Source organism: Pacificibacter maritimus, assembly GCF_003814915.1.
GTDB classification, from domain to species: domain Bacteria; phylum Pseudomonadota; class Alphaproteobacteria; order Rhodobacterales; family Rhodobacteraceae; genus Celeribacter; species Celeribacter maritimus.
Window position 1 is genome coordinate 155,210 of the sequence record NZ_RKQK01000001.1, and the last position, 13,400, is coordinate 168,609.

The window sequence follows — 13,400 nt, forward strand, 5'->3', positions numbered from 1 at the left end:
ATTGTGGCATAAAGTTTAGTCTGACATAGTAGATGTGATGATTAACCCTATTCTATCATATCCCAAAGGCGTGACTTTGCTGGGGGGCGGGGCAGTGACGCCCCAGGCCCTAGAGGCCGCATTGCAGCTTGCGCCGCACCTTGTCGCAGCCGACGGGGCGGCTGATGTTGCTTTGGATTTAGGCTATCAGCCAGAGGCTGTGATCGGTGATTTTGACAGTTTGAGTGATCAGGCGCGTCAGAAATTACCACCCAGTTCTTTGTACCATATTACAGAACAAAACAGCACAGATTTTGAAAAATGTCTATCCTGCGTGGGGTCTAAGCTGATTTTGGGCCTTGGATTTATGGGGCGGCGTATTGATCATGAGCTCGCAGTTTACAACACTTTGGTGCGCTTTCCCCAAAAACGCTGTATCATCGTTGGAGAGATCGACATTTGTTTTCACGCTCCGCGCCATTTACAGATCGCCTTGGATATTGGCACGCGGGTGTCCTTGTTTCCCTTCAAGCCCGTCTCTGGCCGAAGTAAAGGTTTGCTTTGGCCTATTGATACAGTTCCCTTCGCGCCAGCGGGGCGGGTGGGCACGTCCAATGAGGCAAGCGCCGAAAACGTCGATTTGGAATTTTACGATGATGGGATGCTGATGATTCTTCCCAGACGCTGTTTGCCAAACCTGCTGGATGCGCTGGGCTATGATTTACCATAAAGGCAGTGCAACTATCGGCTTGGGCGCGTCACGATATAGATGGCTGCTGCGGTTATGCACAGCAGTTGAACAATCATAACCCCGAGTGGCACACCCAGAATGAAGCTGACACATAGAGTCAGCCCCATCATCCCAATCGCGAGTTTTTTGATCTTGGGGGCGATCGCGCCTGTGCGTTCCCAATCAAGGATCGGTGGCCCGAATGTCGAATGCTGTATCAACCAAGCGCGTAAATGTGGTGACCCTTTGGTGAAAAAATAAGCCGCAAGGATTAAAAATACGGTGGTTGGCAGCAAAGGCAACACCGCGCCGATCACGGCCAAGGCGATACAAGCCCATCCCAAAACGAGGTGTAAGACACGCGTTACTGCTTTTGACGGGCGTTGCATTATGGGGGGCTCCGGCCGGTAGGGCTTGGACTGGCCAAGCCTCAAGGGATGGGTTTTTGGCGTGGCGATAAGTGCTGGCTGTGCTCTACATAGTCAGCTTTGGGGCGCAATGAACCCCCCAAAGTGCAATTCACCCTATCACCATAGATCATGAGGCTCTATAAGAGGCTAACTTTGCCACATGTATTTGGGGCGCCATAAGGCCGTACTTGCATTACAAGCGTGCAGACAACCACGGAGAGCTCTATGTCTGATACTTTGTCCCCCATCGACACCGCCAAATTTGTGGCCGCGAAACGCGCTGTGCAATATGTTGAAAGCGGCATGAAGTTGGGCTTGGGTACAGGATCAACAGCGGCATGGATGGTGCGACTTTTGGGCGATATGGTGCGCAACGAAGGGCTAAGCATCACGGGCGTGCCCACATCCACACGCACCGCCGAATTGGCGCGTCAACAGGGCATCAAGGTGATGTCGTTGGATGAAGCCAAGTGGCTGGACTTGACCATTGATGGCGCAGATGAATTTGACAGCGAACTGAACCTGATCAAAGGGGGCGGCGGCGCTTTATTGCAAGAAAAAATCGTTGCCACCGCTTCGGATCAGATGATCGTGATCTCGGACATCTCTAAACAGGTCGACACTTTGGGCGCATTTCCATTGCCTGTCGAAGTGATCCCATTTGGTTGGCAAACCACCAAAGCCTTGGTGGAAGAAACGCTCGTGTCGATGGATGTGCTGGGCCAACGTTCGACCCTGCGCATGAATGGCAATGCGCCTTACTTTACCGATGAAGGCAATCACATCATCGACTTGCATGTGCAACGTATCGGCAATGCGCGACAATTGGCGTTGATTTTGAACCAAATTCCAGGCGTTGTGGAAAATGGATTGTTTATAGATATTTGCGATATCGTCGTGATCGGCCATGGTGATGGACGCGTGGAAACCCGTGACATCAATTCTGGTGAGACAACCGAAGATACCGTTCGTTTTGCGGAAAGCGAAAATATCTTTGCCGATATGGGCGCTGACTAAACCGTTATCATCGCGTTACAATCAAAGGTGCCGCGGGATCACATCATTCGATGTGGGGGGTGCTGTGCATGTTCAACGGGCGGCTCCGACACTATCAAGTTCTCATCGCGCTGAATACTTTGGCAATTTGCATCACGGATCACCTTTCGGTGAATAAGGGGGATCTGTATCGAAAAACTTGTTGTGCTGGGTTGTCATCTTTGAACTGGTGGGGGATTGTTAATGTAAATGTATATTTACCGTTGGATGATCGCATGAAAAATATTTCCCTCGCAGCCCTTATTTTATCAACCTCACTTGTTGCATTGCCTGTCGCGCTTGCCGCGCAAGAGGCAGATCAAGCCGCAGCAGAAACTCAGACTGCAGACGCGGCGGATGCCAAAGCCCAAGAAAAGGCCGATAAGCAAGCCGCACTTGTTGCGTTGCGTGACGCCCTGAAAACGCTACGCACCACTAAATCGGGTGATGCAGATGCACAGGCGCTTGCTTTGGTTCAATCCGCCGCTGATGAGGGGAATAAAGCGGCCGAAACGGGTTTGGCAGGGTATTTGATCTCGCGCGATTCCGAGGCTGCTGTTGCCTTGTATGAAAAGGCAATTGCATCGGGAAATATGAACGCAAGCTTTGGTCTTGCCAGAGAATACTGGTCGGGTCGAAACATTGAAAAAGACCGTGAGAAAGCCGCTTCATATATGGTGCAAGCCGTTGAGCAAGACAATAAAAACGCGATTTATACTTATGCATCGTGGCTTCCCCTGATTGATCGAGAAGGTGGCGCAAAAGCTGCGATCAGCCTGCTTGAGGATCACGCAGATATTCTGGATGAAGAAAAAGTGAAACCTTTGATGTCAGCGGCAAAGCTAAAAGGCGACCTAGACTTTGGGGCGCGCGCTGATGTTGCTGAGTGGATAAGTGATCTGCCTGCAAACCAGCAAGATGGCGAAAGATTTTCCATGATTGGTAAAGATAAAAACCTTTACGTCTGGTTGATGCAAGATGTCATGGCAAATGGTGGGCACTATTCTGGCGCTCAAAACGGCCTTTTGACATCCTCTACCATTCGCGGCTTTGCCAGCTTATGTGCAGATCTTGATATTGCTGATGACTGCGTTCGCGGACCATTGAATCGTCAATCTGCCCGCGCGCTGTCTCTCGCTTTGAAAGATGCTGCGAACTAACGAACACAGCGTAGACACATTAACGATTTTCCAAGGGCATGTGCTGAGCGCGTGCCCTTTGGCATTCGTCGGGGCTGCAATGATCTTTGCGTGATGACGGCTTGTACGTCTTTTCATCCGGACGCAAACCTCTTACATCTATGCCAAGTTTAGAAATGTTCCAAATTGGGTGATGACAGATGGCGTTTGATTTTGATCTCTTCGTAATTGGTGGTGGGTCTGGTGGTGTGCGTGCTGCCCGTTTGACCGCGGCAGGTGGCGCCAAGGCGGCCTTGGCCGAAGAGTTCCGCATGGGGGGCACCTGTGTGATCCGTGGCTGCGTTCCCAAAAAGATGATGGTGTTTGCGTCGCAGTATTCCGAAGCGGCAAAGGAAGCAGATAAATACGGTTGGGACATTTCTATCGGCGATTTCAATTGGCCGTCCTTTCAAGAGCGTCTCAGCACTGAATTGTCGCGTTTGGAAGGCATCTACACCAAAAATGCAAACAATGCTGGCGTTGAAATTTTTCATCAGCGCGCCACGATCAAAGACGCCCATACTGTTGTTTTGGCCGATGGCACTGAAAAGACGGCCAAACATATTTTGGTCGCCACAGGCGGTACGCCATTTGTGCCCGACAATGTGCCAGGCATTGAACATGTCATCACCTCCAACGAAATTTTCGATATCCCCGAGTTGCCCAAGCGTATCTTGATTGTGGGTGGGGGCTATATCGCGTCTGAATTCGCTTGTATTTTTAATGGTCTTGGGGTCGAGACATCACAATATTACCGTGGTGCACAGATTTTGCGTGGCTTTGATGATGAAGCACGCGGGCATCTGTCTGAATTAATTTCAGAACAGGGCGTTGATTTACATGTCGGCACTGATGTGGAACGGATCGACAAAAAAGACGATGGTCTGCATGTGAAATCAACCGACGGCAAAGTCAAAATCTTTGATGTGGTACTCTATGCCACTGGGCGTGCGCCAAACGTAAAAGATTTGGGTCTTGAAGATGTGGGTGTTGAACAAGGGCGCGGTGGCGAAATTGTTGTGGATGAATACAGCCAGACCAATATTCCATCTATCTATGCTGTGGGTGATGTCACCGACCGTATTCAACTGACACCCGTTGCTATTCGCGAAGCGGTCGCCTTTCATGAGACCGTGTTCAAAGGCAACCCGATGACGCCAGATCACGCCAATGTGCCCTCTGCTATTTTCACGCAACCCGAATACGGTGTTGTGGGATTGACTGAAGAACAAGCCCGCAAAGATGGCCCGATTGAAGTTTATTCCACCGCCTTCCGCCCCATGCAAAACGCCTTTATTGGCAAGCCAGAGCGCGTGATGTTCAAGTTGATTGTCTGTGCCAAGACACGCAAGGTTTTGGGCTGTCACATCATCGCGCCACATGCAGGCGAAATGATCCAGCTCGCGGGGGTTGCCGTTAAAATGGGGGCGACAAAAGAAGATTTCGACGCCACAGTCGCGGTACACCCGACAATGGCCGAAGAAATCGTGTTGATGAAAGAGCCTGTGCGCAGTTTTGACTAGAAGGTCAGAACCGCTTTGGGACGGTTTGAGGCAGTTTTTAGGGAAAAATCACCCTATTGCGGCGCGCTTTGACGCGCTGCCCTTGAAACCTGCCCCTAAAAAGAACACTTTACACCCGAGACGTGGCGCTGGGCGATAGAGCCCCAGCGTTTAAGGTTTTTGAGAGAGGAACAGACCTAGATGGCCAGCAATAACGGCGGACCATGGGGATCAAGCGGCGGTGGAAACCGCGGCAACGGATCTTCGGACAATGACAGCGGCAAGTCCAATGACGACCGTCGCCCCAAAGGTGGCAACCAGCCGCAAATCCCTGAGATCGACGAGTTGCTGGGCAAAGGCAACGAGTATCTAAAAGTCTTGATGGGGGGCAAGGGCGGCGGCAACGGATCCGCTCCGCGCGGTCCAAACGGGCAGGGCGGTATCCCCAAAGGTATGATCGGACTGGGCCTGCTTGGCGCTATTGGTGTCTGGTTTGTGAGCTCTTTCTATACAGTTCAAACCGAACAAAACGGTGTCGAGCTGTTCTTGGGTCAATATCATCGCACCACCACTGAGGGGCCACATTTGGCACCTTGGCCTTTCATCACCTACGAAAAAGTCAACGTCACTGGCCAGCGCTCTGAAAGCATTGGTGTGGCAGGATCTGGTGATAACGGCTTGATGCTGACCACGGACGAAAATATTGTTGATATCGATTTCCAAGTGGTTTGGAACATCAATGATTCATCCAAGTACTTGTTCAACTTGGCTGACCCACGCGGCACTGTGCGCGCTGTGTCTGAATCCTCCATGCGCGAAATCATTGCGTCTTCTGAACTGTCACCGATCCTTAACCGTGATCGTGGGCTGATTTCTGATACGGCCAAGATATTGATCCAATCCACATTGGATGGTCTGGATTCTGGTATTACTGTTGTGCGTGTCAACTTGGACAAGGCTGATCCGCCCAACGAAGTGATCAACGCCTTCCGCGATGTTCAGGCCGCAGAACAAGAACGTGACCGTTTGGAACGCCAAGCTGACGCCTATGCCAATACTGTTGTGGCTGGTGCACGTGGTACTGCTGCGCAGATCTTGGAAGAAGCCGAAGGATATCGCGCCCGCGTTGTCAATGAGGCCCAAGGTGAAGCATCACGTTTCACAGCCGTCTTAGGCGAATACAAAAATGCCCCCGAAGTGACACGCAAGCGTTTGTACCTAGAAACACTTGAAGAGGTCTACGGCGGTATCGATAAAATCATCTTGGATGAAAGCGCGGAAGGATCAGGCGTTGTACCGTATTTGCCGCTCAATGAACTCAAGAAAAACGGGGGGGCAAACTAATGAATAAGCTCGTAATCTTTTTCATCGCCCTCGTTGTGATTGCCGTTGTTGTTTTGTCGTCTGTGTTTATCGTTGATGAACGCCAAAAGGCTTTGGTGATCCAATTTGGTCAAATTAAAGCGGTCAAAGAAGATCCAGGTCTGGCCTTTAAAATCCCGGTGATCCAGGAGGTCGAATACTATGACGACCGTATTTTGTCGCTTGAGACAGCTGAAACCGAAGTCACCCCATCTGATGATCGCCGCCTCGTGGTTGATGCTTTCGCACGCTACCGCATTGTGGATGTGGTGAAATTCAAACGCGCTGTGTCTACAGGCGGCATGCGCAAAGCTGAAGTTGATCTTGAAGGTATTTTGATCGACCGTATCCGTGCAGTGCTGGGGGCTGACGGTGTAACATCAAACACCATCCTTTCGTCTGAACGGACTGTTTTGATGGAACAAATCACCCGCCAAGCAGATGCGCGTGCTGACCAATTGGGCGTTGATATTCTGGATGTGCGTTTGAAACAAACCAACCTTCCAGAGCAAAACTTGGATGCGACTTTTGCCCGTATGCGTGCAGAACGTGAACGTGAGGCTGCTGATGAACGTGCGCGTGGTGAAGAAGCCGCGCAACGCGTGCGCGCGCAGGCAGATCGCTCTGTTGTAGAACTTGAATCCATTGCCCGCAGACAGGCTGAAATTGCCCGTGGTGAAGCAGACGCAGAACGGAACCGCACCTTTGCGGAAGCCTTTGGTGAAGACCCTGAATTCTTTGAATTCTACCGGTCACTAAATGCTTACCGTCTTGGTCTTTCAGGTGACACAACCACCATGGTCCTGTCACCAGATTCCGAGTTCTTCGATTACTTTAAATCGTCTGAAGGTCGGTAATCACGCAAGTGTTACAGTTTTGAAAGGGGCCGGTCATCGTACTGGCCCCTTTTTTATGCCCTTGTTTTGAAAGATTTTTGGACCATATGCTAAAAGATAGGGGGAAATTTTTGCTATTTTCCGCTTTCAACCGTCACGTGCCTATCACATCGTGTTGAAGGAACGCGACTGACGTTGTGTTGCGGCAAATCATGCTTATCTCTACCCATAGGATACGCGCCCAGACTTTGCGCGTTCCATATACTAGCGTGTTTCACGGAGGAACGAGTCCAATGACCAAGGCAATCGCCATTCCCTTTAACAGCCCCGCACGGTGGACCGATATTCGGTTGATGTTCGTGGCTTTGCTCAGCGCTTTTGCACTGCTCTTGCAAACCGCCACAGCCGATGCACGCGGGGCGCCTGAAAGCTTTGCTGATCTGGCTGAAAAGGTTAGCCCAGCAGTTGTAAACATCACCACCACAACCATCGTTGAAGCATCCACAGAGACGATGCCGATGGTGCCAGAAGGGTCCCCCTTCGAAGACTTCTTCCGCGATTTCATGGAACGTGGTCAAAACCCAAACGGCAACACAGCCCCCCGTCGCAGTAATGCATTGGGATCGGGTTTCGTGATTTCCGAAGACGGTTTTATCGTGACCAATAACCACGTGATCGAAGGCGCAGATGAAATCGAAATCGAATTTTTCGAAGGTTTCTCACTGCCCGCCACTCTGGTCGGCACTGACCCCAAAACAGATATCGCAATTCTCAAAGTTGAAAGCGACAAGCCTCTGAAATTCGTCAATTTTGGTGATAGCGACACAGCTCGCATGGGGGATTGGGTTATGGCCATGGGCAACCCACTTGGCCAAGGGTTTTCCATCTCAGCAGGTATCGTTTCGCAGCGTGGCCGTGCTTTGCAAGGTGCCTATGATGATTACATCCAGACAGATGCAGCGATCAACCGCGGCAACTCAGGTGGCCCTTTGTTCAACATGGATGGCAATGTGATTGGCGTGAACACCGCGATCTTGTCACCCAATGGTGGCTCCATCGGGATCGGCTTTTCTATGGCATCCAATGTGGTGTCTAAAGTTGCTGATCAGTTGATCGAATTCGGTGAAACCCGTCGCGGTTGGTTGGGTGTAAAAATTCAAAACGTGACCGATGATATCGCCGAATCCAAAGGCATGGAAACAGCCTCTGGTGCTTTGATCAGCGATGTGCCCGAAGGCCCCTCCAAAGAGGCAGGTATCGAAGCGGGTGATGTGATCATTTCTTTCGATGGCAAAACGGTTGACGATGCCAATGCTTTGGTGCGTACGGTCGGCGAAGCTGAAGTCGGCAAAGCCGTGCGCGTAGTCGTGTTGCGCGATGGCAAAACCAAAACTTTGATGGTGACGCTCGGGCGCCGTGAAGAGGCTGAAAACACAGCATTCCCAGCCCCTGAAGCCGAAACCCCTGCCGAAGACACAACCATGCTTGGTCTGACCTTAACCCCGTTGAATGACGCGTTGCGCGAGGAACTTGTCGTACCACGCGGCGCAGAAGGTTTGGCTGTGGTCGATGTCGATGAAGCCTCAGAAGCCTTCGCAAAAGGCCTGCGTTCAGGGGATGTGATCGTCCAAGCTGGTCAGCAACCTGTCGCATCGGCTGATGACCTACGTGAACGCGTCGAGGCTGCGCGCGATGCAGGACGAAAAACTGTCTTGCTTTTGGTGCGCCGCGCAGGTGAACCGCGCTTTGTTGCCTTGGGTGTGGATGAGTAAAGGCACCCTCATAATCCAACAAAAAGGGCAGCGTGTTGGCTGCCCTTTTTCATGTCTGAACACTGCTAAAACAGCGGATTACTGTGCTGTGTCTCGGTCGTCACGGGGCAGGGCAACCAGTCCAAGTTTGCGCGCCGCAGCCAATGATAAAATCTCACTGTCCAAGCCCTGCGCGGATTGATAGGCGCGAATAGCGCGGCGCGTGGCGCGATCCATTTTGCCGTTGGCATTGCCCGAATACTGCCCGCGCACAGCCAAAGCGCGTTGGACCGATGCCACGAAATCGGGCGTCAGAGCATCTTCGCATAGGGTTTCAAACCACAGCTCTTTACGCTCGCGCACGATCTCTTGACGCGTTTCCGTACGGTAGGTCGCAGGGTATGACACCGTGCCGTCAGCACTGATTTGTGGGGGCTGCACGACGACCTGTTCTGTGACGGTTTCCACAATTGCAGGCGTTGTGTGGCGCCCAAAACATGCTGCGGGATCTGCACCAGGGGGCGCAGTCGCGGCATCACCCGCGCGCAGAATTTCATCATTGGGCGCAGCCATTTGACAGGCGGCAAGCCCCATGCACATCACGGCAGCGCTCCAGCGCAACCTGCGCGTTTGGTTGTAGAAAATAGAAGCCTGTTTCATTTGCTCACATGTCCATTTTAGGATCATTTGATCCACCTTAACGCGAATATCCGTTTCGCGAAAGGGACTGAATTTTGCACAGATCCGCGATAGGTCATGCCATTTGCCCAACATGGCGATTGGGGCTGAAAAAAAACGATATCGTGGGCAATCCTCTCTTTTCTTGGGCGCATTGGCACGATAGCGTCTCTCAACTCTAAATTTCTGAATGGTAGGATATCCGATGGCCAAAATCACTTATGTCGAATTCGGCGGTACAGAACATGTTGTAGACGTTCCAAACGGTCGCACGGTAATGGAAGGCGCGCGTGACAATGGCGTGCCTGGTATTGATGCGGATTGCGGCGGTGCTTGTGCCTGTTCGACCTGTCATGTCTACGTTGCACCTGAGTGGGTTGAAAAGCTCGCGCCGGTTGATGCGATGGAAGAAGATATGCTTGATTTCGCCTTTCAGCCTGATCCCGCGCGGTCACGTTTGACCTGCCAAATCAAAGTGACCGATGATTTGGACGGCTTGGTTGTGAACCTGCCAGAAAAACAAATCTAATGCGGAGGTTTGTCGCGGCAGCATTCCTTGCCGCCGCGCCAATTTCGGCATTTGCAGACTGCGTATCTGTGGTCTCGGCAAACTTGATCGAGCCCACGGATGCATATGGTCACGGGGCTGTGCCTAAGGGTGAATTTGCAGGGCTGTCACTTGGGTATCAAGGCGCTGGATCGCCCAGCATCCTGTCCAGTGAAATTCGCCTCAGCACTGAAACAGCTGTTTTTGAAGACACTCAGGCACGTGTTGTCGATTTGGATGCGGATGGCTGTGCAGAGGTTGTCGTCACAACATCAAACCAGCAAAGTGGTGCTTTTGTATCGGTTTACGGTATGGCGTTTGTGCCTCGTCCAAGTGCAGATATTCCCGCCAATAAACAAACCCAAACTGTGCCGATGGTTTTACCGCTCGGAAGCAATGCACCCATCGGTGCGCGCCATCGCTGGCTTGCGGTTGTCGGCATCGCCGATTTTGATGGGGATGGGGTGCAGGATATTGCCTATATTGATCGCCCGCATTTGGCCAAAACCTTGCGTGTTTTACGCACTGTTCCGTCAGGTATAGTGAAAGGGCGTCAAATGTTTACCTTTGACCCCTTAGCCAGTGTGACTGGATTGACCAACCACCACTATAAGGCCCCGCAGATCGAAGGTGGGTTGCGAACTTGCGCAGGTGAGGCGCCTGTGATTGTGACCGCCGATGCCGCTTGGGCGCATATTATTGAGACCCGCTATGATGCTGGAAACATGCGCAGCCAGAGAGTGGCCGCATATGTCAATGCCAAGAGCTTTGCCCCATTTTTACAGTGCGATGAAGCCAAATAACTTTTCAGGCGTTTGGTCAGTCATTTTTGGCTGGCATTCGTCATTTCCTATGTCAAAAAGAACATACAGGTTTTTATAAGGACACGCCCATGACTTCACATGTTTTGACAGTCGTCTGCCAATCCAAACGCGGAATTGTTGCGGCTATTTCGGGCAAACTCGCCGAACTTGGCTGCAATATCACAGACTCTGCGCAGTTTGATGATCCTGGCACGGGCCAGTTTTTTATGCGGGTGAGTTTCGTGTCTGAGACGGGCGCAGAGCAGGCCGAACTTGAACGCGGTTTTGGCCCTATCGGCCAAGATTTCGATATGCAATGGGCCATGCATGATGACGCGACCAAGATGAAAGTGATCTTGATGGTTTCGCGGTTTGGTCACTGTTTGAACGACCTTTTGTATCGTTGTCGTATCGGCGCTTTGCCGATTGATATCGTTGGCGTGATCTCAAATCACATGGACTATCAAAAGGTTGTGGTGAATCAAGATATTCCGTTCCACTGCATCAAAGTGACAAAAGAAAACAAACCGCAGGCTGAAGCAGCCATCATGCAGGTTGTGCAGGACACAGGTGCTGAGCTGATTGTTTTGGCGCGCTACATGCAGATTTTGTCAGATGATATGTGTCAGAAAATGTCAGGACGCATCATCAATATTCACCATTCATTCTTGCCGTCTTTCAAAGGGGCAAACCCCTATAAGCAAGCGTTTGAACGTGGCGTGAAACTGATCGGCGCAACGGCGCATTATGTGACGGCCGATCTGGATGAAGGGCCGATTATTGAACAAGACACAGTGCGCATCACCCATGCGCAAAGCCCAGAAGATTACGTGTCATTGGGGCGCGATGTCGAAGCGCAGGTTCTGTCGCGCGCTATACATGCGCATATCCATCACCGCGTGTTGATCAATGGCAATAAAACAGTGGTTTTCCCTGCCAGCCCTGGTTCCTACGCGTCAGAGCGTATGGGCTAATATCTGCGTTTTTCGCGTTAAAACAACAAAAAGGCGTGCCGTTCGAGCACGCCTTTTGCATTTGCTAACCCCGCTGTTGGCTTTGCCATCAGTCACATTCAAATCACGGGTTTCACCCATTGGGTTACAAGACCTTTATATGTGATTAACCTTAAGAAACAGTAAAGAATACCAATACCTTTTTACAGGGGGGCGCATACGAAAACGCCGCCTCAGATCTGGGCGGCGTCTTTTTTTGGTGCAAAGGATAGGATCAATTAAAGCGCGCGCCAGCCAATATCAGTGCGGTTGAACCCTTCGGGCCAATCGATTTGATCGACCATGGCATATGCGGCATCACGCGCCTCTTGCAAAGATGCGCCGCGCGCTGTCACATTCAAGACACGGCCGCCTGTGGCCACGATAGCGCCGTCTTTGCTGCCTGTTCCTGCGTGAAAGACCATGCGATTGCTATCAGCAGAAAGCGCGTCAAGACCTTTGATTTCAGTACCTTTTTTGTAGGCGGCAGGATATCCATTGGCGGCCATCACGACCGTGATCGCGTGATCATCGGCCCAATTGACTTGTGCCTGATCCAGCGTACCTTCGGCTGTGGCAATCAACAAATCCAGCGCTTGTGCGCCAAGGCGCATCATCAAAACCTGACACTCAGGATCACCAAAACGACAGTTATATTCCACAAGACGTGGTTGACCGTCTTTGATCATAAAGCCTGCGTAGAGAACACCTTGATAAGGCATGCCGCGCTTGGCCATTTCGACCACCGTTGGCTTAACGATTTCATCCATCGCTTTTTGTACAATGGCGTCATCCATGACTGGGGCAGGAGAATAGGCGCCCATGCCACCTGTGTTTGGGCCAGTGTCGCCGTCGCCGACGCGCTTGTGATCTTGGGCTGTGCCCACGGGCAATACGTTTTCGCCGTCACATAAGATAAACCAAGAGGCCTCTTCGCCCTCCATGAATTCTTCGATCACAACTTCCGCACCTGCCGCGCCAAATTCACCGCCGAACATGTCGTCAATCGCATCCAGTGCCTCGGCTTCGGTCATTGCAACAATCACACCTTTGCCTGCGGCCAGACCATCTGCCTTGACCACAATCGGTGCACCTTGGGCGCGAATATAGTCTTTCGCGGCATCCGCTTGGGTGAAATGCGCGTAGGCTGCAGTGGGCGCGCCAGACGCGTCACAGATTTCTTTGGTAAAGTTTTTTGATGCCTCAAGCTGTGCGGCCGCTTTCGAAGGCCCGAAGGTCAAAACATTGGCGGCGCGCAGAGTATCAGCAACGCCTGCGGCCAAGGGGGCTTCTGGGCCGATGATGACAAATTCTATCGCATTTTCTTCAACGAAACTTAACACCGCATCGCCGTCATTGATGTCAAAGCTTGCGCATTCTGCAATGGCTGCAATGCCTGCATTGCCTGGAGCGACGATCAGCTTGTCACATTTAGGGTTTTGCAACACGGCCCATGCCAATGCATGTTCACGTCCGCCAGATCCGAGAATGAGAATGTTCATCGCGCCAATTCCTATGCTTCACCTTTTGTTGTTGGCGTTCTAAGGTCTGGCTTAAGTTGACACAAGTCCTCCACCTCGCAAAACAAGGCCCATAT

At 51.6% G+C, this 13,400-nt stretch carries 13 protein-coding genes; 10 read left to right on the plus strand and 3 right to left on the minus strand.

From position 1 onward, the window contains the following. Window positions 1-37 precede the first annotated feature (37 nt). The gene (locus tag EDD53_RS00665) at window positions 38-709 is read left to right on the plus strand and encodes a thiamine diphosphokinase (RefSeq protein ID WP_123791283.1); all 672 of its coding nucleotides are present in this window, start codon (window positions 38-40) and stop codon (window positions 707-709) included. 11 nt (window positions 710-720) lie between these two features. Here EDD53_RS00665 and EDD53_RS00670 read toward each other — a convergent pair whose 3' ends face one another. Then, a complete protein-coding gene (locus EDD53_RS00670; RefSeq protein WP_123791284.1) occupies window positions 721-1,098 on the minus strand; it encodes a YbaN family protein in 378 nt (125 codons plus the stop codon). Window positions 1,099-1,344: 246 nt separating this feature from the next. Here EDD53_RS00670 and rpiA point away from each other — a divergent pair, with 246 nt between their 5' ends. From rpiA to EDD53_RS00700, 6 genes are all read left to right on the plus strand, one after another. Then, window positions 1,345-2,136 carry a ribose-5-phosphate isomerase RpiA gene (gene rpiA, locus EDD53_RS00675; protein WP_123791285.1) on the plus strand — a complete coding sequence of 264 codons (792 nt, stop codon included), beginning with the start codon at window positions 1,345-1,347 and terminating at the stop codon, window positions 2,134-2,136. Window positions 2,137-2,390: 254 nt separating this feature from the next. Continuing rightward, complete coding sequence (locus EDD53_RS00680) at window positions 2,391-3,314, plus strand: tetratricopeptide repeat protein (RefSeq protein ID WP_123791286.1); 924 nt, start codon at window positions 2,391-2,393, stop codon at window positions 3,312-3,314. A 179-nt stretch (window positions 3,315-3,493) separates the two neighbouring features. After that, window positions 3,494-4,855 carry a glutathione-disulfide reductase gene (gene gor / locus EDD53_RS00685; protein WP_123791287.1) on the plus strand — a complete coding sequence of 454 codons (1,362 nt, stop codon included), beginning with the start codon at window positions 3,494-3,496 and terminating at the stop codon, window positions 4,853-4,855. A gap of 180 nt (window positions 4,856-5,035) precedes the next feature. Then, a complete protein-coding gene (gene hflK / locus EDD53_RS00690) occupies window positions 5,036-6,178 on the plus strand; it encodes an FtsH protease activity modulator HflK (protein WP_123791288.1) in 1,143 nt (380 codons plus the stop codon). Continuing rightward, window positions 6,178-7,053, plus strand: coding sequence for a protease modulator HflC (gene hflC, locus EDD53_RS00695; protein WP_123791289.1), 876 nt, complete (start codon window positions 6,178-6,180; stop codon window positions 7,051-7,053). The genes hflK and hflC overlap by 1 nt, the downstream gene beginning before the upstream one ends. 272 nt (window positions 7,054-7,325) lie before the next feature. Beyond that, window positions 7,326-8,804, plus strand: a complete 1,479-nt coding sequence (locus EDD53_RS00700) for a Do family serine endopeptidase (protein ID WP_123791290.1) — start codon at window positions 7,326-7,328, stop codon at window positions 8,802-8,804. 78 nt (window positions 8,805-8,882) lie between these two features. On the opposite strand, the gene EDD53_RS00705 is transcribed toward EDD53_RS00700, so the two are convergent. Further along, complete coding sequence (locus EDD53_RS00705) at window positions 8,883-9,557, minus strand: peptidoglycan-binding domain-containing protein (protein ID WP_342772277.1); 675 nt, start codon at window positions 9,555-9,557, stop codon at window positions 8,883-8,885. 109 nt (window positions 9,558-9,666) lie between these two features. On the opposite strand from EDD53_RS00705, the gene EDD53_RS00710 reads away from it, so the two are divergent. The 3 genes from EDD53_RS00710 (at window position 9,667) to purU (ending at window position 11,785) form a co-directional block, all read left to right on the plus strand. Next, complete coding sequence (locus EDD53_RS00710) at window positions 9,667-9,990, plus strand: 2Fe-2S iron-sulfur cluster-binding protein (RefSeq protein ID WP_123791291.1); 324 nt, start codon at window positions 9,667-9,669, stop codon at window positions 9,988-9,990. After that, window positions 9,990-10,811 carry a VCBS repeat-containing protein gene (locus EDD53_RS00715; protein WP_123791292.1) on the plus strand — a complete coding sequence of 274 codons (822 nt, stop codon included), beginning with the start codon at window positions 9,990-9,992 and terminating at the stop codon, window positions 10,809-10,811. Before EDD53_RS00710 ends, EDD53_RS00715 begins: the two co-directional genes overlap by 1 nt. A gap of 89 nt (window positions 10,812-10,900) precedes the next feature. Then, window positions 10,901-11,785 (plus strand): formyltetrahydrofolate deformylase, encoded by an 885-nt coding sequence (gene purU, locus EDD53_RS00720; protein ID WP_123791293.1) that lies wholly within the window; start codon window positions 10,901-10,903, stop codon window positions 11,783-11,785. Window positions 11,786-12,042: 257 nt separating this feature from the next. Here purU and purD read toward each other — a convergent pair whose 3' ends face one another. Continuing rightward, the gene (purD, locus tag EDD53_RS00725) at window positions 12,043-13,305 is read right to left on the minus strand and encodes a phosphoribosylamine--glycine ligase (RefSeq protein ID WP_123791294.1); all 1,263 of its coding nucleotides are present in this window, start codon (window positions 13,303-13,305) and stop codon (window positions 12,043-12,045) included. Window positions 13,306-13,400 lie beyond the last annotated feature (95 nt).